20 protein-coding genes are annotated in these 17,169 nt (G+C 58.8%); 4 read left to right on the top strand and 16 right to left on the bottom strand.

Annotated elements, in window-relative coordinates; genetic code table 11:
• Nucleotides 1-347: 347 nt before the first annotated feature.
• The 4 genes from P8T57_RS14205 to P8T57_RS14190 all read right to left on the bottom strand — a co-directional run bounded on the left by P8T57_RS14205 (nt 348) and on the right by P8T57_RS14190 (nt 5,029).
• Nucleotides 348-1,751, bottom strand: coding sequence for a hypothetical protein (locus P8T57_RS14205; RefSeq protein WP_341363467.1), 1,404 nt, complete (start codon nt 1,749-1,751; stop codon nt 348-350).
• A gap of 300 nt (nt 1,752-2,051) precedes the next feature.
• Nucleotides 2,052-2,495, bottom strand: coding sequence for a hypothetical protein (locus P8T57_RS14200; RefSeq protein ID WP_341363466.1), 444 nt, complete (start codon nt 2,493-2,495; stop codon nt 2,052-2,054).
• A complete protein-coding gene (locus P8T57_RS14195) occupies nt 2,495-4,426 on the bottom strand; it encodes a hypothetical protein (protein ID WP_341363465.1) in 1,932 nt (643 codons plus the stop codon). Before P8T57_RS14195 ends, P8T57_RS14200 begins: the two co-directional genes overlap by 1 nt.
• A gap of 33 nt (nt 4,427-4,459) precedes the next feature.
• Nucleotides 4,460-5,029: a hypothetical protein gene (locus tag P8T57_RS14190; protein WP_341363464.1), complete on the bottom strand. Its 570-nt coding sequence runs from the start codon at nt 5,027-5,029 to the stop codon at nt 4,460-4,462.
• 101 nt (nt 5,030-5,130) lie between these two features.
• On the opposite strand from P8T57_RS14190, the gene P8T57_RS14185 reads away from it, so the two are divergent.
• The gene (locus P8T57_RS14185) at nt 5,131-6,711 is read left to right on the top strand and encodes a tetratricopeptide repeat protein (protein WP_341363463.1); all 1,581 of its coding nucleotides are present in this window, start codon (nt 5,131-5,133) and stop codon (nt 6,709-6,711) included.
• A gap of 192 nt (nt 6,712-6,903) precedes the next feature.
• Here P8T57_RS14185 and P8T57_RS14180 read toward each other — a convergent pair whose 3' ends face one another.
• From P8T57_RS14180 to P8T57_RS14155, 6 genes are all read right to left on the bottom strand, one after another.
• Complete coding sequence (locus P8T57_RS14180) at nt 6,904-7,506, bottom strand: phage tail protein (RefSeq protein WP_341363462.1); 603 nt, start codon at nt 7,504-7,506, stop codon at nt 6,904-6,906.
• A 79-nt stretch (nt 7,507-7,585) separates the two neighbouring features.
• Nucleotides 7,586-8,158, bottom strand: a complete 573-nt coding sequence (locus P8T57_RS14175; RefSeq protein ID WP_341363461.1) for a tail fiber protein — start codon at nt 8,156-8,158, stop codon at nt 7,586-7,588.
• 147 nt (nt 8,159-8,305) lie between these two features.
• On the bottom strand, nt 8,306-9,052 hold the full coding sequence (locus P8T57_RS14170) for a hypothetical protein (RefSeq protein WP_341363460.1): 747 nt from the start codon (nt 9,050-9,052) through the stop codon (nt 8,306-8,308).
• Nucleotides 9,049-9,519 carry a hypothetical protein gene (locus P8T57_RS14165; protein WP_139190006.1) on the bottom strand — a complete coding sequence of 157 codons (471 nt, stop codon included), beginning with the start codon at nt 9,517-9,519 and terminating at the stop codon, nt 9,049-9,051. Before P8T57_RS14165 ends, P8T57_RS14170 begins: the two co-directional genes overlap by 4 nt.
• A 101-nt stretch (nt 9,520-9,620) precedes the next feature.
• Nucleotides 9,621-9,896 carry a hypothetical protein gene (locus P8T57_RS14160; protein WP_097050891.1) on the bottom strand — a complete coding sequence of 92 codons (276 nt, stop codon included), beginning with the start codon at nt 9,894-9,896 and terminating at the stop codon, nt 9,621-9,623.
• Between the two features lie 44 nt (nt 9,897-9,940).
• Nucleotides 9,941-10,756, bottom strand: a complete 816-nt coding sequence (locus P8T57_RS14155; RefSeq protein WP_037991857.1) for a phage capsid protein — start codon at nt 10,754-10,756, stop codon at nt 9,941-9,943.
• 230 nt (nt 10,757-10,986) lie between these two features.
• On the opposite strand from P8T57_RS14155, the gene P8T57_RS14150 reads away from it, so the two are divergent.
• Nucleotides 10,987-11,787 carry a hypothetical protein gene (locus P8T57_RS14150; protein WP_341363459.1) on the top strand — a complete coding sequence of 267 codons (801 nt, stop codon included), beginning with the start codon at nt 10,987-10,989 and terminating at the stop codon, nt 11,785-11,787.
• Here the strand turns inward: P8T57_RS14150 and P8T57_RS14145 are convergent.
• The 4 genes from P8T57_RS14145 to P8T57_RS14130 form a co-directional block, all read right to left on the bottom strand.
• The gene (locus P8T57_RS14145) at nt 11,784-12,506 is read right to left on the bottom strand and encodes a hypothetical protein (protein ID WP_341363458.1); all 723 of its coding nucleotides are present in this window, start codon (nt 12,504-12,506) and stop codon (nt 11,784-11,786) included. The two genes, P8T57_RS14150 and P8T57_RS14145, sit on opposite strands and share 4 nt — an antisense overlap.
• Before the next feature lie 246 nt (nt 12,507-12,752).
• On the bottom strand, nt 12,753-13,022 hold the full coding sequence (locus P8T57_RS14140; RefSeq protein ID WP_341363457.1) for a hypothetical protein: 270 nt from the start codon (nt 13,020-13,022) through the stop codon (nt 12,753-12,755).
• Nucleotides 13,019-14,857, bottom strand: coding sequence for a portal protein (locus tag P8T57_RS14135; protein ID WP_341363456.1), 1,839 nt, complete (start codon nt 14,855-14,857; stop codon nt 13,019-13,021). The genes P8T57_RS14140 and P8T57_RS14135 overlap by 4 nt, the downstream gene beginning before the upstream one ends.
• 3 nt (nt 14,858-14,860) lie before the next feature.
• Nucleotides 14,861-15,103: a hypothetical protein gene (locus P8T57_RS14130; protein WP_063094243.1), complete on the bottom strand. Its 243-nt coding sequence runs from the start codon at nt 15,101-15,103 to the stop codon at nt 14,861-14,863.
• 366 nt (nt 15,104-15,469) lie between these two features.
• Here P8T57_RS14130 and P8T57_RS14125 point away from each other — a divergent pair, with 366 nt between their 5' ends.
• Both P8T57_RS14125 and P8T57_RS14120 read left to right on the top strand, forming a co-directional pair.
• Nucleotides 15,470-15,724, top strand: coding sequence for a type II toxin-antitoxin system HicA family toxin (locus P8T57_RS14125; protein ID WP_341363455.1), 255 nt, complete (start codon nt 15,470-15,472; stop codon nt 15,722-15,724).
• Nucleotides 15,721-16,071 carry a type II toxin-antitoxin system HicB family antitoxin gene (locus P8T57_RS14120; RefSeq protein ID WP_341363454.1) on the top strand — a complete coding sequence of 117 codons (351 nt, stop codon included), beginning with the start codon at nt 15,721-15,723 and terminating at the stop codon, nt 16,069-16,071. Before P8T57_RS14125 ends, P8T57_RS14120 begins: the two co-directional genes overlap by 4 nt.
• A gap of 44 nt (nt 16,072-16,115) precedes the next feature.
• Here P8T57_RS14120 and P8T57_RS14115 read toward each other — a convergent pair whose 3' ends face one another.
• Entirely contained in the window at nt 16,116-16,628 is a 513-nt protein-coding gene (locus P8T57_RS14115) for a hypothetical protein (protein WP_341363453.1), read from the bottom strand.
• Nucleotides 16,616-17,056, bottom strand: a complete 441-nt coding sequence (locus P8T57_RS14110) for a hypothetical protein (RefSeq protein WP_007090431.1) — start codon at nt 17,054-17,056, stop codon at nt 16,616-16,618. The genes P8T57_RS14115 and P8T57_RS14110 overlap by 13 nt, the downstream gene beginning before the upstream one ends.
• Nucleotides 17,057-17,169 lie beyond the last annotated feature (113 nt).

Below are 17,169 nucleotides of genomic sequence, written 5' to 3'. Positions count from 1 at the left end.
GCCCAGCCCCCACCCGTCATTCCCGCGCAGGCGGAAATCCAGTCAACAGTGCCGTATCCTCAAAGCCGACGACCGAGCCCGCAGCCCCATGGACTCCCGCTTTCGCGGGAGTGACGATGTAGCGGACCTCACTTCCTTCCGTCATTCCCGCGCATGCGGGAATCCAGTCAGCCGTGCCGCATACTCAAAACCGGCCACGGAACCCGCAGCTCGATGGACTCCCGCCTGCGCGGGAGTGACGAATGTGTTGAAACCTTATCCCAATAAGCCGTCATTCCCGCGAACGCGGGAATCCAGTCCTTGGTGCAGCAGCCTCACACCCCGCCAGCGATGCTACCCCCTCCAACCTACCCGCCAACCCGGCACAGATGAAACCAGCTCATCACCGCCCCCGCCGCGATCTGGCGCGTCACACTGTCCGAATGCCGAACCCGCAGCCGAAGCGCATTATCCGTGCCAATCCCGATCCGCGCGATGCCGCTCACCCGCACACTCTGCGTCGCATTGCTGCCCGCCCCGACAATGTCGGACGCCTGCAAATGCGTGCTCCATCCCGCCGTCCCCTGTCGCTCGACATAGGCACTGACCGCCACCGCCGTCTCCCCGATGGCAAAATTCACCCCGGCATCAACATGATAAAAACCGGGCGGAAGGCTCCCGATCCCATGCAGGGCGGCGTCATAAAGCCCGTGGCTATCCTCCGCCACCTGATCCCATTCGACGATGAAATAACCACCCGCCGGAATATCCTGCGCATTGGTGCGCAAAAGCTTCACCACCGGCCCGGTTTGCCGGATCGGGGCTAACAACCACCGCCCGCCATCACAGATCAGATCAACGCAATCGCCCCGCAACGGCAGGGCATAAACACTGCGCACCGCCGCCCCGTCAAACGGCACAATCTGGTCCCCGCTCGCCGCACGGACATCGACCATCGTGCCATCGCCATTGACCACCCGGTATCGCACCCCGTTGCGCGCGGCACTCACCCCCGGAAGGCTCAGCCGCCCGCCATTCGATAACCGCACCAGCGCCCCGGTCTCGCGGATATCCATGATCCGGTCGCCCGGCGCATCCATCACCGGCATGCGCCGTTCATCCTGCCAAAGCGTTACGTTTTGCGCACGCAGATCAAGGTCAAACGCCGCCCCCGCCATCTGCTTCTGAAACCCTGCAAGCGCGGTTTCCGCCCGCGTTCCGGCGGCCTCGGCCCGGTTCGCCGCATCCTGCGCCATCGCGCCATGCTGCCCGGCCAATGCAATCTCGCCCGCATCCGGCCCGTTCACCAGCCCGTCGCCCTGATCGTTCCACACCAGGGCCCGGCCGGGCACCATCCGCGGCAATGCCAGATCACCCTTGCCCTGATCGGCTGGATCAAGCCGCAAACTGCCCACCATCGCCTGATCCACATCGCCAAGGGCCGCGGTCAGGTAATCCAGATCCCGATCCACCGCATCACCGCGCGGCGATGCCGAACTGCCATAGGAACTCAACCGCCGTAACCGCAAATACCGCCGGATCGAAATCGCCGCCCCCACCGATGGCGCGACCTCAAAAATCACCGCGCCACCGGGCGCGTCTTCACCGTCATTTAACGCCACATGAAACCCGGTCGTGACCGGCTTTCCATCAACGCGCACCGCCACATCATCACTGCCAAAAACCGCAAACTGAAACGGAAAAACCGTGCGTTCCCCGTCGCCAGCAAACCCGACACTCGCCCCGCCAGTCCCCTTAAATACCACGCCCATCTCATCCCCCCCAAAAAAACTAACCCGAACCTGCCACTCTGGACTCCCGCCTATGCGGGAGTGACGAACAGGTGGCAAGGCCCTACCCCAAAACCTCGTCATTCCCGCGCACGCGGGAATCCAGTCAGCGGTGCCACAGCCTCAAACCCAACCACCGAGCTCGCAGCACCATGGACTCCCGCTTTCGCGGGAGTGACGAACGGGTGGAAAGGCCCTACCCCACCCCTGTCATTCCCGCGCACGCGGGAATCCAGCAAACAGTGCCGAACACTCAATATTCACCACCAACCCCTTAAACCCTCACCACCCGTCCCGCCGGGCAAACCACGCATTCAGCCGGGCAACCGTGTCATCCTGTGACGACCGCAAAAGCGATGTTTCACGCCAACTTGCCTGCCGGTTGACCTCCGCCCGTCTGCGCGCCGCCGCGTCCGTCTCGGCCTGCGTTTCTGACAATGCCTGCTTTTCAAGCCCGGCCAGAACCGCACTGGCCGATCCGGTGCCCCCGCTTTGCAGGCCCGCCGCCCCCTGCCGGGCACGTAACCGTGCCTGACGAATGCGCAATTCCTCCGCCCGTTCGCGTGCCCGTTCGGCCTCGCTGGCATTGATTTGCGCGATATCGGCCTGCCGGTTGGCTTCGGTCTCTGCCGTGCGGCTTTTCTGATCCGCCCGGCTTGATGAAATCTGCTGCCCGGTTTGCAGGGCAGAAAGTGCCATTGGTGCATAGGATGCAAACGCGCCCATCAGTCATTCACCCCCAATTCGCTGGCGACCCCCAGCAATAAAAAAGGCCGGGGAAAATCCCCGGCGATCCGCCATAATCCATCATTGTCCCGTCCGGCACTGCCGCGCCGCCAGCCAAGGGCACGCAAGCTCACATCACCGCTATAGGCCGCGTCCTCGCTCCGTCCTCTACCCAGCGTCACATCGCGAAATCCCCGCCCGGTATCAACGCGCAATTGTTCGGTCTGCTGCACCCGAAACGTCACCGACACAAGCCGCAACGCATTACCGCCATGTGCCCGCGTGCCATCCGATCCGGCCGGTGGCAGGGCGGCAATTTCATGGATAAACGGCAATCCGGCCACGACCTTTGACACCACGTCGGCCAAGCTGATCGTGCCGCCCGAAACCGTGATATCGCGGTAAAGCACGCCATCGGCCCAGATGGCCAGAGTCACCCCCTCCAGATCATCAAACCCGCCCCAATGGCGGCGCGGGCTTTCGCCCTCCGCCAACTCTGCGGTGATCGAAAGATCAAGCCCGCAACCCTCATAAAACCGGCCAAGGTAAAATTTCCCATCGCGTTCAAGGCAAAGGTAAACCTGCCCGCCCGCCACCGCGATGGCCCGAAACGCCGCCCCCTCAACGCTTTGCGCCGACCAGGCGGTGATCGCCTCGCTGCGATAAAGTGTTAATGTGCCAAGGCTGCCATCGCCCATCACCACATGCAAAAGCCGATGATCGGCATCAAACGCCTGATCAACCGGGCCCTGCACCAGATGGCGCGATAAAAGGGCCAAATCCGCCGCCCCATAAGCCTGCTCGACATCGGTAAACAGGAATTCACGCAATTCCCGGCCGCTTCGCGCGGCAAAGATCGTTGCCCCATCGACATTGACCAACGGCACCGTCCGATCCGCCCGGCTGCCGATCCGGGTCTGTCGCGTGACCTGAATATTGGCCGGGGTCAACGGGTCCCCCGTCACCATCCATTCCGACCCGCTGGTGAAAACCTGCAAATGGCGGCCTGCGAAAATGCCGGTAATCGCATTGACCTGATCGGCCAGCAGGGCAAATTCAATCGCCTCGTCATCAAGCCCCTCGCCCAGATCGAAATTGAACAGATCCCCCGATTTCGACATCCACAACCGGTTGGGCAAATCGCGCGATCCACCAATCACCATCCGGTCCTGATGAAAGGTCACGCTGCGCGGCCAGCCACGAACGGCTGAAAAAACCTGTTCCTCAAAATCCTGTGTCGTGCTGGCATCGGGCAGGGCCTCTTGCAACGCAATCGTTGCCAGTGTCGCACTCGAAACCCCGGCAATCTCCCCCTCAATCCCCTGTATCCGCCAGCGCGTCCCGACATGCCCGGCTTCAAAAAGGTCGGAACTGGCCGTGATGCTGACCGTGCCACTGGTGCCACCTGTGCCCGATGGCGTGATCGAAACCGCCGGATCGCCGAATTTATAGTATGGCTGAAACCGCTTCACCGCCGTTTCCCGCCACGCCCAGTTGCTCATCTCCCACGTTCCCGCCCCGTCGTCTGATCCTTTGCGGGTCAGGCGCATCGGTTCGACGTCTGGATGGGTGACAAGCAACGTATCGGCACTTTGCGTCCAGTTCAGAAGCGCATGGTGCGCCACCCCAAACGGCGTTTCAAACCCGACAATCGCCACCCCATCGCGATACACCGTGCCCTGATAATCCCCAAACACCAGCAGATAGGTCTGCTCGGTATTGAACTCGAACGCGATCAACCGCACTGGGCCGGACACCGCATCAATCAACGCGATACCGGGCCGCCTGCGCACCCCGCCGCTCGGTTCAATAAACACATTGCGCAACCGCGCCGCCCCATTGCCATAGGCATTAAGGTCTGAGCGCCCCCACAATTCCGGGGCCAGTTCACCGGTCGAAAATGTCGTCTTTTCCAAAACCCTGCGCGCCATATCCCGTCCCCTTCACCACTCGCCCCAAAATCCCTATCCCCGCGCCCCGATCAGGGTAAAATCCCCAATCGCCCGCGGGGTTGATTGCTGCGCATCGGCAAGCCTCGCACTGCGAAACTGATCCTCGGCGCGTTTAAACAGATATTCCGCCCGCGATGTACTTTCGGTCAGCGGCACACAAAATTCCGCCGCAAGGCGTGTGATCAACGCCAGATCGAAAAACGCCGGAAACGCTCCCTCCGCCATCCGCCCGACATAGCGCAGATACGCCCGATCCGCCCCGCACCTCACCGCCCCCTGCACCAACTCAAACTCCGGCACCGCACCCCCGTCACTTTCAAGCGACAGCAACCGGATAAAATCACCCGGCAGGACAAACATCCCCTCGCCCATGCCCAAAACGTCCTCACTTTCCTTCCGCGCCAGCCACGAGCCGCGTGCCGCAAACCGCCACGGATACGCCGCCAGCATCCCGTCCCGTATGGCCGGATAAAGCATCCCCGCCACCTCGGCCTCGGCGGTGTCGTCCTCGAACGACGCAATCGGTGCCGCCCCGATCATCACCAATGCACGCGCACAAAGTGCGATGTCGCTCAGTGCCATATCGCGTTCCCTTCAATTCCCGGTTGCCGATATCGTTGAAATATTGTCAAAATCCGTCTCAACCGACCGTGACAGGGCCGGGCAATTTGAATGGAGCACCAATGTCCCGGTTCCCGTATGTCACCTCACTTGTTTTCGCTGGCAGTTTCGGCCTGTCTGCACTGTTCCCGGCTCTGGCCCCGGCTTTGGCGTCCTTCGCCACACCAACGCTGCCCCCCACGGAAATCGCCCAGAACACCGATGACGATCCCCTGATCCGGGAATACTGGCGCAAGTCCTACGCAGGCGATGCCGAGGCCCAGCGCATACTGGGCGCCATACTGTCCTACGACTATGCCGAGGACGGCGACATTGACGATGATGAACATTTCACCATCACCCGCCTGCTTGAATGCGCCGCCCTGCAGGGTGACCAGCCCGCCATTGATCAGCTGCAAAACATCAACGCCGATTTCGATATCAGCGAAACCGGCGAATGCTATTACACCGGGGCCGGTTACACCGCCGACCAGAAGCAAAACGCACCAGACATTTCCGACACCGCAAACAGCTACGATGGCGATGAAGACGCCCTGCGCGCCCGCGCCATGAATGGCGATCCCGCCGCCCAGTTTGCTTTGGCCGAATATCTCGAAGGACAATTCCTCTTCTTTGATGCCTTCGAAGAAGCCGAAGGCTGGTACAATTGTGCTGCCAAACAGGGATACCCCCCGGCGATAGAGGCGATGGCCGGTGACAGCGGGATTACGACCTACCCGGCATCAGAACCCTGCCCCTTCACCAACCGGACCATGGATGCCAACGGCAAGATAACCGAACGCTTTACATCCTTCCGGCTCGTCGAGATCGAACCGGCTCCCGCACCCGAACCGGTACCCAAACCCGCCCCCGAACCGACGGCGACCGCCCCGGCAACCGATACCGAACAGCTCTTTGCCGATGCGCTGGCCGCCTATTATGGCGATGGCATGCCGCAGGATTTCCCCCGCGCGATGGAACTGGCCCGCAAGGCGGCGGATCATAACCATGCCGGGGCGATCAACCTGATCGGTGTCATGTATCTCAACGGGTCAGGCGTCGCACCCGACGCCACCGAAGCCGCCTATCACTATCGACGCGCCGCCGATCTGGGCGATGTGTCTGCCATGGTCAATCTGGCCGATTGCTATCTGCACGGCATCGGGGTCGATGTCAGCCTTCCCCGCGCACGCGAATGGTATGAAAAGGCCGCCTCCGACGGCGACGCCTACGCCCAATACAACCTTTCCGCCATCTACCAGTCCGGTGCCGAGGGCATCGAACCCGATCCGGTGCTGGCCCGGAAGTGGATGAAGCTTGCCGCTGAAAACGGCGATCCCGATGCCCCTTACTATTACGGCCATTTCCTTGAATACGGCATCGGCGGCCCCGAAGACCCGGCAGGTGCAATTGTCTGGTATCAGAAGGCCGTCGAACTTGACGATACCAACGGTTTTGCCGCCATGGGCCGGATGCATTATTACGGCGAATACACCACCGAAGACCTCGAACTTGCCTGGTACTATCTGTCCATCGCCGCCGCGCGCGATCATGTCGAAGCCAAAACCTGGATCGAAGTCGCCGCCCCCTCCGTCACCTACGAACAACGCGCCCGAGCATCCGCTCAGGTCACCAAATATCTGGCGGAAAAAGGGGCGCAGTAAAACCATCGGACTGCAGGCTCATGGCCGGTTTTAAGGATGCGGCACGATGGACTCCCGCTTTCGCGGGAGTGACGGTGAAAGGAGCTTTTTCCCTGCCGTCATTCCCGCGCAGGCGGGAATCCAGTCCTTCGTGCCGCAGGTAAAAGCGGGGCCCGGAACCCCGGACCCCGCCCATCGTTCATCCGTCAGATATCAGACCGAAACCGCCACCGGATAAAACGCCTTGATCGCATAGGTCATGGCGATGTTACGCGGACGGGTTTCATCTCCACCCGTCTCACTGGTGGGCACATTTTGGAACGGCGATCCATTCCCCATATGTACCTGCCCAGCAATCGCCGTGTTAACGCCCCAAGTCTCAATACCGTGAGAATGTGTTTTGAATTCGTCAAGCTGACCAGACGCAAACACACGATCCGCATCCACACCACGCCCGGCATCAAAACCGCGAATGAATTCCCCACGAAGGTCCGGCAGGTTAAAGGTGGCAATCTGGTCACCATCCCCCCAAACCGTGCCAATCGCGGCATAAAGATCGGCATAGTCGGTCCGCGAAACCGCCGAACCATCACAGACCAGCCAGCCCTCCGGCGGGGTCGGCATGGCAAAGGCCGTGACAGAGCCGATTTCGGCACCAGAACCGCCGCCATTGCCGCCATTGCCACCCGAACCGCCATTGGCAATCAGGGTATTGATCGCCTGCAAAAGCTGGGTGTCATCCTGCCGATCCGGCGCGATATTGGCCGCCAGAACAACGTTCAGAACTTCGCTGGCAACCGGTGTATTACACTGCATGGATATTCTCCGTTTTGGATAAAAGAAAACCCGGCAGCGGAATGCTGCCGGGTCGAGGGAAAAAGTTAACGCCGTAAAATCAGACCTTGATGATGTAGTTCAGCACCACGAAAGGCTGCATGTTGTTGTGCGGCTGGCCGCCACCGCGGATTGATCCTGAGGAACTGGAGGAAACCCCGGCATTATTACCAGCCTGACCAATACCACCATCAATATGACCATCGTGTTCGGGCATCTCATCAACCGTAAGCTGATGGGTTTCTGCCCCAGCCATCGCCCCCAGCACCCGATCACTCAGATCAACACCCTGACCGGCACCAATCGCCGCACGGCCACGCAAATCCGGGAGCTTGAAGCTGCCCGGTGCTTCGCCTTCGCCATAAACCGTACCAATCACGGCAAACAGATCGGCATGGTCGCTTGCGAGAAGTTCGGTGCCATCGCACAGCATGAAGCCCTCCGGCACCGTCGCACCGGCAAACGGCAGCACCGTGCCAAGCGGTGTCGCACCACCGCCACCACCATTGCCGCCACCCGAAATCAGCGTATTGATCGCCTGCAAAAGCTGCGTCTTGTCATCGCAGTCCGGCCAGATACCCGCCGCCTGGATAACGTTAAGCACTTCGCATTCGACCGGTTTGGAACCCTGCATGGGCATTCTCCTGTGTTGGACATAAAAAAAACCCGACAGCATTTGCTGTCGGGGTCGGTAGAAGCCTAGATGGTTCACATCTGAACCAAAACAAAAAAGCCCGGCTCAGTGGCCGGGCTGCTCGAATTCGTCTATTTGGACTATTCGCTAATGAGTTGTTTCCAATCCGAAGCGGACAGCCATAGCCTCATCCAATCTGTCAAAAGGTACAATCGTTCCAGCGAGTTCAAGAAGCCCTAATCGATCTGTTCTCCAGCTATCAGTCTCGTCATAGACCAACAGAGACTCAGCCTTGATCTCCGAATTTTCTCTCACATCGATATGAGCAACTACACGTGAACTTATAGAGGTTAAGTCAGGAACAACTGTATCCAGAATAATCAATCGATTGTTTCTGCTCTCAAATACATGCTCAAACTTATGAGCCGTATACTTTCCTGAGATGGTGCGATCTCGTTCGAATTTAAGCAAATCTTTCTCGCGAACGAAATCGGCAACTGCAATCTTCAAATCTCGATGATGCTGTGGCTTCATACGGAATGTTTCTGTATTAACCGCTTCCTGAACGGCGTTGGCAACCAGCACAACTGCTGCTGATATTTCAGCGGCAGAAGTCTTCAGATAAAGTTCCCCCTTTTGAGAAACATTCACTCCGAATTTGGACGCATAGCCTTTAAAGCGCCTGGACGGAAACTTTTCAACCGCTCCAAGGTTTTCTATTTCTGTCATTGCCAAACCACAGTCAGAAACAACCACATCGTTTAAACCGCCGCTTACAAGAACTTGTACAATTTCACCTGTTGCAAGCAAGCAAGTGGTATCAACAAGCGTTCCATGTTCGACGGGACGCGCCTTAACAATTTCGGAGGAGATTTGCAAATATCTGTCTGTCATAGCAACGTCTCCCGCAACGGTGGTTCGGGAAGTTCCGAACTTGGAGAAGCGATCCCTACCATATCACAAAACCAATCGAAAGCGGTTCGGATATCTGTTGCCCTGTCATACCGAAGAGCTTCACGCAAACTTTTGGGAATTGCAGCCCGCCCTTCGGGCGAGTTCAGTTCCCAAGGATGATAATGATGCCCTCGAATCATATGAGGATGCGGTCTGTGGTTCATATGGGTTAGTTCTTTGCCGACATCAAGTCGAAACACCGGCGGCGGCACCATCAACATCATGCTATATTTAAGATATGGCGCTCCACTGCTATAGGTGATCTCTAAGTGTGTGCCACCTGTACCCCTGAATATCACCGGCCACTTCAAACGAAACTGATTGTCTTTTGAGCCTGCAATCCAAATCGGTGTACCGGACAAAGACTTGGTTGCACTCAGATAGTGAGCAACTTCATCGGCTCTCATACAATTAAGTCCTTGATCATGCTTTCATATGAGCAAGATAACATCCGTATGATCGCAACCCAAAACCAAAATGCAACCAAGAGTACAATGTAATTGTTTGATCAGTCCGTATTCGAACTGCCAATCGCCGTCATATCTCGGACATCAACGCCCAAAGCCCCCGAACTTGCCACGACGAACAGCCCGCCGGACATGGTGGCATCGCGGTTGGTATTGGCGATGATGATGTCACCAACCCGCAGCATGTCGCGCGCATCCCGGAAATAGCCCGCCGTATCAACATCGGCGGCGAAATCCGGGGTGATGTAATGCCAAAGCGTAAAGCCATTGGCATAGGCCAGAACACTGAGGTTTCTGGCTTTAAAACCTTCTGCCATTTTGATCTCCGTTATCTGTATGAAAAATCTTCAGAAGCCGCGGCCTATTCCTTGGCCCGGATGCAGCTCACCCCGGCATCATCAACAAGCACCGCACCCTGGCTCATGGAATTGTTGACGAAATGCGCCGCATGATCGCCGTGCCAGGTAATGTCGGACTGCACATCGGCCCCGATCGCATGGCCAATCGCCGTTCTGTGATACCAGAAGCACGACCGGATGCCGTCCGCCACCGGAAGCCCCGAATGCGGCATCCACAGCGTGCCAAGCCACCGCTTCGCCTGCGTACCCTTCCACGGAAGGTCATCATCGCCGACATAATCGGCATTGGAAAATTCGTTGATCTGCAAAAGCTGCGACCACTGTTTCCAGCCGACAATCGCATAACGCTGCCCGTCATCGGGCACGTCGCGGTTGCCCATGCCTTCAAACGCTGCCATCACCTTGCCAAGGGTCAGCCCCGTATCATTGTGATCAATAAGCTCCTCGCCGCTTGCCAGCGCATTGATGATCAGCTCATCGGTCTTGCGACCCAGCGCATAGGCCCCGGCATTGGCCAGAACCATCTTTTCATCGTGATTGGTCTTGAGCTCATCAAGCGCATCGACCCAGTCACCGGCATAATAATCGCGAAGGTCGCAGCGCACCGCTTCATGTTCGGCATTCATCACCGGCACCTTGCCGTGCCGTGCCTTGGTGGTGGCCGTGCCCTTGCCGACTTTCTGGAAAACCGTGCTGGCCCCCTTGACGCTGTTTTTGACCCGCACCGTATTACGAAGCTTTGATCCCATCCGCTGATAGGCCTGATGCACATCGGCCTGGAAATGATCCACAAAGCTTTTATCAATCGTGACACTCATCGGTTTATATCCTTCTGCCCATAAACAATTTTAAGGCCGCAACGCGCGATGCAGCATCCCGAAGCGGCAGCAAATCAGGCAATTCCGCCTTATTTGCACCCCGAACCGGTCATCTTGCGGTCATGGTTGAGTGGTCTTGTGTTTCGGCTCGAACCCCCATCGCCACGGGGGATCGAACATCTGTCCGGTTTGGCCGGACCTGTTGCAAAATTGATGATCTGGAGTTTGCGTTGCGCGCAAAACTGTTTGCCACCATCGCCCTGATCGGGATTGGGGCAGCGGGTTATACCCTGCTGCCCTATACCCCTGTTCCCGGCTATTTCAACGACTTCACCAGCCGGGTTTCGTCCCTTGCCGGGTTTGGCGCGGAAAATATCCGCAACCGGGTTCTGCCCGATCTCGAAGCCGAACTGTCCAACGCCGATCTTGCGATTGGCGCGCCGGTTTTCGTACGCGTCTTCTATGCGGATCGCGATGTCGAAGTCTGGTTAAAGGCAAACAACCGTTACCGCCTGTTTACCCGCTATAATTTCTGCGACGCCGATGCCATCACGCGCGCCAGCGACGGCAATAACGGCGAAACCGACGGCACCGCACAGACCATCGGCAGCACCGCCAATCTTGGCGTTTACCATGTCACGCGCGACGACCTTTCGCCGAGCAGCCCCCATCACCTCGAAATCGCCCTGACCCCGCTCACATCAGGCAGCCCCGAAGAAATGGCAGAACAGGCCGAAACCGCCCGCCCCGCCCTTCGCGGCAATTGCGAGGGCACGGGCGGTATTGCCCTTGAAAACAGCGATATCGAACCGGTCTATATGCTGATCGATACGGCCCTTCGCGCCGGGCAGGCACAGGTGCCCGTCCACGTCTTTGAAAAACGCCAGAACATGGATGATGCCGTGACCCTCACCGAAGACGCCTTTGCCAGCGTCCCGGCACCGGGGCTTTATGACGTGTATGCCGCGTTCGAGCGCACCCGCATTCCCCCCGAAGTCCACAAAACCGATGGCCGCTATCAGGTGAACTAGGAAATGCCATGCAGGCGGTCAAAACCTGCCTGCACCTCGGCGACAATCCCCGGATCACGGTCGCGCCAGTATCGCGGATCATTCATTTTGGCCCGGATATCTTGGCGCAAATCGCCTGTCCCGTCCGCGCCTGACCCCGACGCCAGTCCCTGCTCCGCCCGGCCGCTCATCAACCGATGAATGCTGCGCACCCCGTCTGCCGTTTGGCACAGAACCTCAAACGCCGCCTCGGGCAGGTTCTCGCGCCCCCATTTCTCAATCCGCGGTGCCAACCGTTTCCAGTTTTCCGCCCCGCCAAATTCCGCCGCCAGTGCCGCCCGATCCGTGGCACGTTTGCCTGCGCCCTCAACCTCGCCGATTAACGGCCCGATCACCTCGGCCGCCAGATCATAAACAAGCTGCGCCTGTGCGCCGGTAAATCCCGCTTCATGCAAGCGCGCATTTACCGCCGGATCAACCGCGCCCAGCACCTCATCAACCGCAATCTCGTATCCGTCGGGCGTTTCGGGAATGCTGGCCGGGTCAATGACCGCGATGGCTTCACCGGCATCAACCTCACCTTCTGGCAGGACACCAGCATCGGAAACCACATCCTCCGCGCCACTTTCCAAACCTTCCAACGCCTCAGGCACGCCGCCCGCCACATCGGCCGGACGCAACAGATTATCCTCTGCTCCGTGCCCGGCTTCTGACCGCGTCAGGTTCTGCTCAATGGTCATGATACACTCTCCCCTCTCCGCGCAGCCGCTTCGCTGCCGGATTGCTGTTCATAAAGTTACGGTTTTCCTGATTAACGGTACGCGCGGCACCAAGTCTGGATTCCCGCGTTCGCGGGAATGACGGTTGAAGAGAATGATACCGCCCCAACCTCTCCCGTCACCACACCCACCCCGTCACTCCCGCGAACGCGGGAGTCCATCGGGCTGCATGCGCCAAACTGGCACCAAACACACCAAAGGATCACCTCATCCCCTGTCCGAACCACCCCCATCTACGCTGCCCCTTGCAAGCCGCGCCATCTGCAAAACCAGCGCCCGCTGCCCTTCCCGCATCCAGATCGCCCGATCCGGGCTTTGCGGGCCAAGCGCGGTTCGAAGGATGCTGCGTTCCAAATCGGCCAAAACCTTCTGCCCCGCACTCGTGCCAAAGCATTGCTGCCAATGAACCCGATCCACCTCTTCGGTTTCGTCGTCGGCGGCGGACGCCAAGCCGTCAAACCAGTCCCAGCCACTCATACCGCATCCTCCAAAACGCCCGCCTCAAGTGATGGCTCGACCGGCGGTAAAACCGGCATCATCGGCCTGAGCAAATGGTCCGGCACGCCAAACTGATCGGCAAGCCAGCGGACCATCTGCGGCATATCGACCTCGCCCAGCGCCTCCGGCCCCAGCGTCGCAATGCGTGACAGCCAATCCATCGCCTGCCCGGCCTGTACGCGTTTGGGCAACTGGGCCAATGGCGCGCTATGGCGCAACTGCACGACATCGCCATCAAGCGGCATATCGGGCAGCTCCCCACGCCGCACCAGAATATGGACCGCCCGGCGAATAAGCGGATAAAGCAGTTCCGCCTGCAACCGCCCATAGGTCGCCCCCAGCAACCGGGCATTTTCCGATGCCCGTTCCAGAACCTCGGTCGCGGTCATGCCCGGCTGGTCACTTTGCCCCAGCCGGTCGGCCAACAGGCACCGCCGGATGCGATCACGCAGATCGGACAGCACCAGATCAGAAACATCAAACCGCCCCGGCGCATCAAGCGGCGTCAAACCCGCCGACCCGACCGCCTTCGGGATGATACTTCCGGGCACCAGCCGGATCGCCGCCGGGTTCAAAACCCCGTCATCATCAGCCTGCCAGATGCCGGTCACCGCGATGGATGCGTTTTTAAGCACCAGCTCGACCACCTTGTTCGCCGTCTTGATATCGGGCAGCGCCTTCATCACCGGCGACCTGCCATAAACCTCGCCCGGTGCCTTCATCCACCGAAACGCGATATAGGGCGACACCTCAAACCGGTCCCGATGGATCACCCCATCTTCGCCGGCCAGACCACCCGAAACCTGCCCGCCATCCTCAAAAAACACGCAAAGCTGATAACCGCCAAACGCCCCCGGATCGGGCAGAACCGCCTCGACCACCGCGTATCGTCTCGGGCTCTGCCCCTCATCCCGATCCCTATCGGGCAACCGCGCCTCTGACCATTGCCTTGCAATCTCGTCCCGGCTCAGCGACAGCTTGCGAAACACCGCATCCATTCTGCCGTCACTGCGTTCCTCGAACGCCAGTTCACGCAGCGGCACCGCGCCAAACCGAAACGCCGACGGGCTTAAAAAATCATCCGCTTCAAGCCGAAGGCACGCCGTCCCCGCCGTCACCAGATCGAGAAACGCCTGATGCATCTCGACCGCGAAATTGGACCGGTCAAAATGACCCTGCAAAATGCTCGCAGCCCGTGCAAGCCGCGCGGTCAGAATGTCCCGATCCGCATCCGCCACATTGCCGCCCGGCTCAAACGCGAACCAGCCACCACTCGGCGGGGTGATTTCCGCCATCAGGCTTGCCGCAAGCTGCTCGACCGCATCGGGGGCCGTGGCATCAAACACCCGATCAAATTTCTTTTCCCCGCCAGATACCCCGCCGGATGCTCCCGGTTGCTCGCTCGCCCCGTTGCGCTGCGGCAGGGCAAATTCGTAACATTCCTGCCAATGCCGGACCCAGCCCTGCTTCTGCCCGACCGCCGCGCGGAACCGGGCCCGCAAATCGGCAATCGCAATCCCGCCGGCTTTGGTTCCGGTCCCGGCATTGCTGCCTGTCCCCGCACCAGCACCAGCACCTGCTCCAAGACGGCCGACCGGCTCCTTCGCCATCCGGCCAAATCTCGCCGCCTTCTGGTCTGCTCCCGACGGCCTGGCATCCCCCGGCCTGGTCTCACCCTGCCCGGTCGCATTCCGACCGGCAGCACGCTGCGCTCCATCGGGAAGCCCCCGATCAGACGTCGCACGCTTCGCCGCCGTCCCCACCTTCCGCGCCGGACGGACCGGGCGCGCTTTGCGGTTCTGCCGTTCTGTCATCGCCTAATCCCCCAAAAGATTTTTGCCACCTGCCGCACGGTCGATCCGGTCTGACAACAGGCCACGAACCCCCGTACCGATCAGACCGGCCCGGCCATAGCGTCGCCGCTCCAGCGCCTCGGACCGCGCCCGTCGTGCCGCCTCTGCCGCACTTTCCCCGTCATCGACGGACGCCGGGTTTGCGGACGGACTGGTGGCAATTGGTGGTGGCGCGGATGGTTTTGGTGTCGAAAACAGACTGCCCATGATGCCCCTTTACCTCCTTCTGCACCCGCCCCGAACGGGGCAAAACAAAACACCCCGAAACGGGGCTTAAAAAAACAAACGCTCTTAAACGGGCTTGGAAACAAAAACGCCCGCAACGCGGTGAAGCGATGCGGGCGCAATTGTGGTGTTGACTTCTCCCTTATGGCACAAGAAAAAGAACAAATCAAGAACATTTTTCAGAAAAATGCTATTTTCTTCATAAACATTTGTTTTTGCATGTTTAATTTCACCAAAAACGTCCTGAATCTCGCCAACATCAAGATGCAACTAGTTTTAGTTGCATAAAATCCCGGCATTTGTTATATTCCATTTCATCCGCAACAAATCAGGGCGTCGCAAATTGCCATGGGCAGGAAAGACAAACTGATTGAAGGGCTTAAAAGCAGACCAAAAGATTTTAGCTGGGATGAACTGGTCCGCCTTCTGACGGCCTTGGGTTATACCGAAAACAATAGCGGAAAAACCGGCGGTTCACGGCGCAAATTCACTCATGCAACGGCACCCACGATCAGCCTGCACAAACCACATCCAGGCAACATCGTGAAGCTTTATGTCATCAACGAAGTGTTGCGATTGTTGACCGAAGAGAAACTGATATGACCAACATGCTCGAATACAAAGGTTATCTTGGATCGGTGGAATTCAGCGACGAGGATGAAGTATTCCACGGGAAGCTCGAATTCATTCGCGACCTTGTCACGTATGAGGGAACGGATGCCAAAAGCCTCAAGGACGCCTTTCAAGAAGCCGTGGAAGACTATCTTGAACTTTGCCAGTCAGAAAACCGTGCCCCTGACACCCCGTTAAAGGGCAGTTTTAATGTGCGGCCCGGTCCCGAACTTCATCGTCGGGCAATGCTGTTTGCCCTGCGCCATCACATGAACCTTAACAACGTGGTTATTGATGCACTTCGCAGGCATCTTGACCGCGAAGACATCCCCGCCTGAACCTCGAAAAATGCTGGTTTTTCAAAGGCTCAGGCGGCACAGTCTCAGCCATATAGCGGCCATTTCTCCGCTTGCAGCATCTCCTTTGTTTCCGCACGTTTTATCGCGCAAAAAAGTTGATGCGGCGTCACGATCCAGAACCCGGAAATGCCCAGCAACCGTTTGACGAACTCGACACAGGTAAACGCACCCAACCGCACCCGCCGGGGGACTTCCGCCGGATAACTGACCCAGATGCAGTCAAATCCGCGCGCCCGGTAATGGGCTTCGGGATCGAACAGAACCGAATATTGCCAGACATCGCACGCCACACGGTGGCTTTGCGGATCAAGGCAGATCCACTCCCCGGCACGTCCGCCCGACATCAGCACGAAACAATGCCGAAAACCGGGTTTCAGCCACCGCAAAAGCCGCTTTTCGGGCGCATCGGCAAACACGACAAGCACATCGCGCATCACCGGTTCAGTTGGCGAATTTACCGGCTGTTTCGGCACAGAATCCGCCTGAGCACCCGCTTGGATATCGGGCCGGATTGTCTCTCGGGTCAAAGTCTGCATGGCGGCAATTCTCCCGTCATTTTAATCATCCTTTCGGGATGGTGAAAGGCATCCTCGGCCCCCGGCAGGACGATATCGCGCGCAATCAACGCATCCTGCAAGGCCGCCATCGCATCGCACCAAAGATCATATTTCGGCTTTTCACGGCCATCACGCGGATCGGGCGTGCGTTCCACCAGCCCGTAATATTCGATCACCTGCAAATGCCGGTCACCCAGCACATTTTCACGCCGTAACCGCATGACCGCGTTATAAATATCATCCGGGTCGCACGGGCGCACAACGTCACTGGCATCCGCCACCACACGCGCCCCTTCGATCCGTGACGCCTGGCATCGCACAAACCAGAACCACGCCTGCATGGCGCTGGAAAACGGGGTCGCCACGCGGTCCGCGATCGGCTTGGGAAAAAGTCTCTGTTCACTCATTTCGCCCTCCTGCTGAACTGCCTGTCTCGCATCAACACCTCCGAAAACGCGTGCAATTATCCCCTTTCGCGCCTCAAAGAAGCCCAAAGCCAATTGCCTGCCGGATATGTAAA

The sequence above is a fragment of the Thalassospira sp. SN3W genome (assembly GCF_038070535.1).
In the GTDB taxonomy this organism is placed as follows: Bacteria; Pseudomonadota; Alphaproteobacteria; order Rhodospirillales; family Thalassospiraceae; genus Thalassospira; species Thalassospira xiamenensis.
This window is presented reverse-complemented; position numbering and strand designations above follow the sequence as displayed.

Excerpts from the sequence above, each read along its gene's own strand:
- P8T57_RS14145 (WP_341363458.1), bottom strand. The coding sequence starts at position 12,506 with ATGACCATTGAGCAGAACCTGACGCGGTCAGAAGCCGGGCACGGAGCA.
- P8T57_RS14110 (WP_007090431.1), bottom strand. The coding sequence starts at position 17,056 with ATGAGTGAACAGAGACTTTTTCCCAAGCCGATCGCGGACCGCGTGGCG.
- P8T57_RS14135 (WP_341363456.1), bottom strand. The coding sequence starts at position 14,857 with ATGACAGAACGGCAGAACCGCAAAGCGCGCCCGGTCCGTCCGGCGCGG.
- P8T57_RS14140 (WP_341363457.1), bottom strand. The coding sequence starts at position 13,022 with ATGAGTGGCTGGGACTGGTTTGACGGCTTGGCGTCCGCCGCCGACGAC.
- P8T57_RS14180 (WP_341363462.1), bottom strand. The coding sequence starts at position 7,506 with ATGCAGTGTAATACACCGGTTGCCAGCGAAGTTCTGAACGTTGTTCTG.
- P8T57_RS14190 (WP_341363464.1), bottom strand. The coding sequence starts at position 5,029 with ATGGCACTGAGCGACATCGCACTTTGTGCGCGTGCATTGGTGATGATC.
- P8T57_RS14205 (WP_341363467.1), bottom strand. The coding sequence starts at position 1,751 with ATGGGCGTGGTATTTAAGGGGACTGGCGGGGCGAGTGTCGGGTTTGCT.
- P8T57_RS14175 (WP_341363461.1), bottom strand. The coding sequence starts at position 8,158 with ATGCAGGGTTCCAAACCGGTCGAATGCGAAGTGCTTAACGTTATCCAG.
- P8T57_RS14195 (WP_341363465.1), bottom strand. The coding sequence starts at position 4,426 with ATGGCGCGCAGGGTTTTGGAAAAGACGACATTTTCGACCGGTGAACTG.
- P8T57_RS14125 (WP_341363455.1), top strand. The coding sequence starts at position 15,470 with ATGGGCAGGAAAGACAAACTGATTGAAGGGCTTAAAAGCAGACCAAAA.
- P8T57_RS14185 (WP_341363463.1), top strand. The coding sequence starts at position 5,131 with ATGTCCCGGTTCCCGTATGTCACCTCACTTGTTTTCGCTGGCAGTTTC.
- P8T57_RS14120 (WP_341363454.1), top strand. The coding sequence starts at position 15,721 with ATGACCAACATGCTCGAATACAAAGGTTATCTTGGATCGGTGGAATTC.
- P8T57_RS14130 (WP_063094243.1), bottom strand. The coding sequence starts at position 15,103 with ATGGGCAGTCTGTTTTCGACACCAAAACCATCCGCGCCACCACCAATT.
- P8T57_RS14160 (WP_097050891.1), bottom strand. The coding sequence starts at position 9,896 with ATGGCAGAAGGTTTTAAAGCCAGAAACCTCAGTGTTCTGGCCTATGCC.
- P8T57_RS14200 (WP_341363466.1), bottom strand. The coding sequence starts at position 2,495 with ATGGGCGCGTTTGCATCCTATGCACCAATGGCACTTTCTGCCCTGCAA.
- P8T57_RS14115 (WP_341363453.1), bottom strand. The coding sequence starts at position 16,628 with ATGCAGACTTTGACCCGAGAGACAATCCGGCCCGATATCCAAGCGGGT.
- P8T57_RS14155 (WP_037991857.1), bottom strand. The coding sequence starts at position 10,756 with ATGAGTGTCACGATTGATAAAAGCTTTGTGGATCATTTCCAGGCCGAT.
- P8T57_RS14165 (WP_139190006.1), bottom strand. The coding sequence starts at position 9,519 with ATGAGAGCCGATGAAGTTGCTCACTATCTGAGTGCAACCAAGTCTTTG.
- P8T57_RS14170 (WP_341363460.1), bottom strand. The coding sequence starts at position 9,052 with ATGACAGACAGATATTTGCAAATCTCCTCCGAAATTGTTAAGGCGCGT.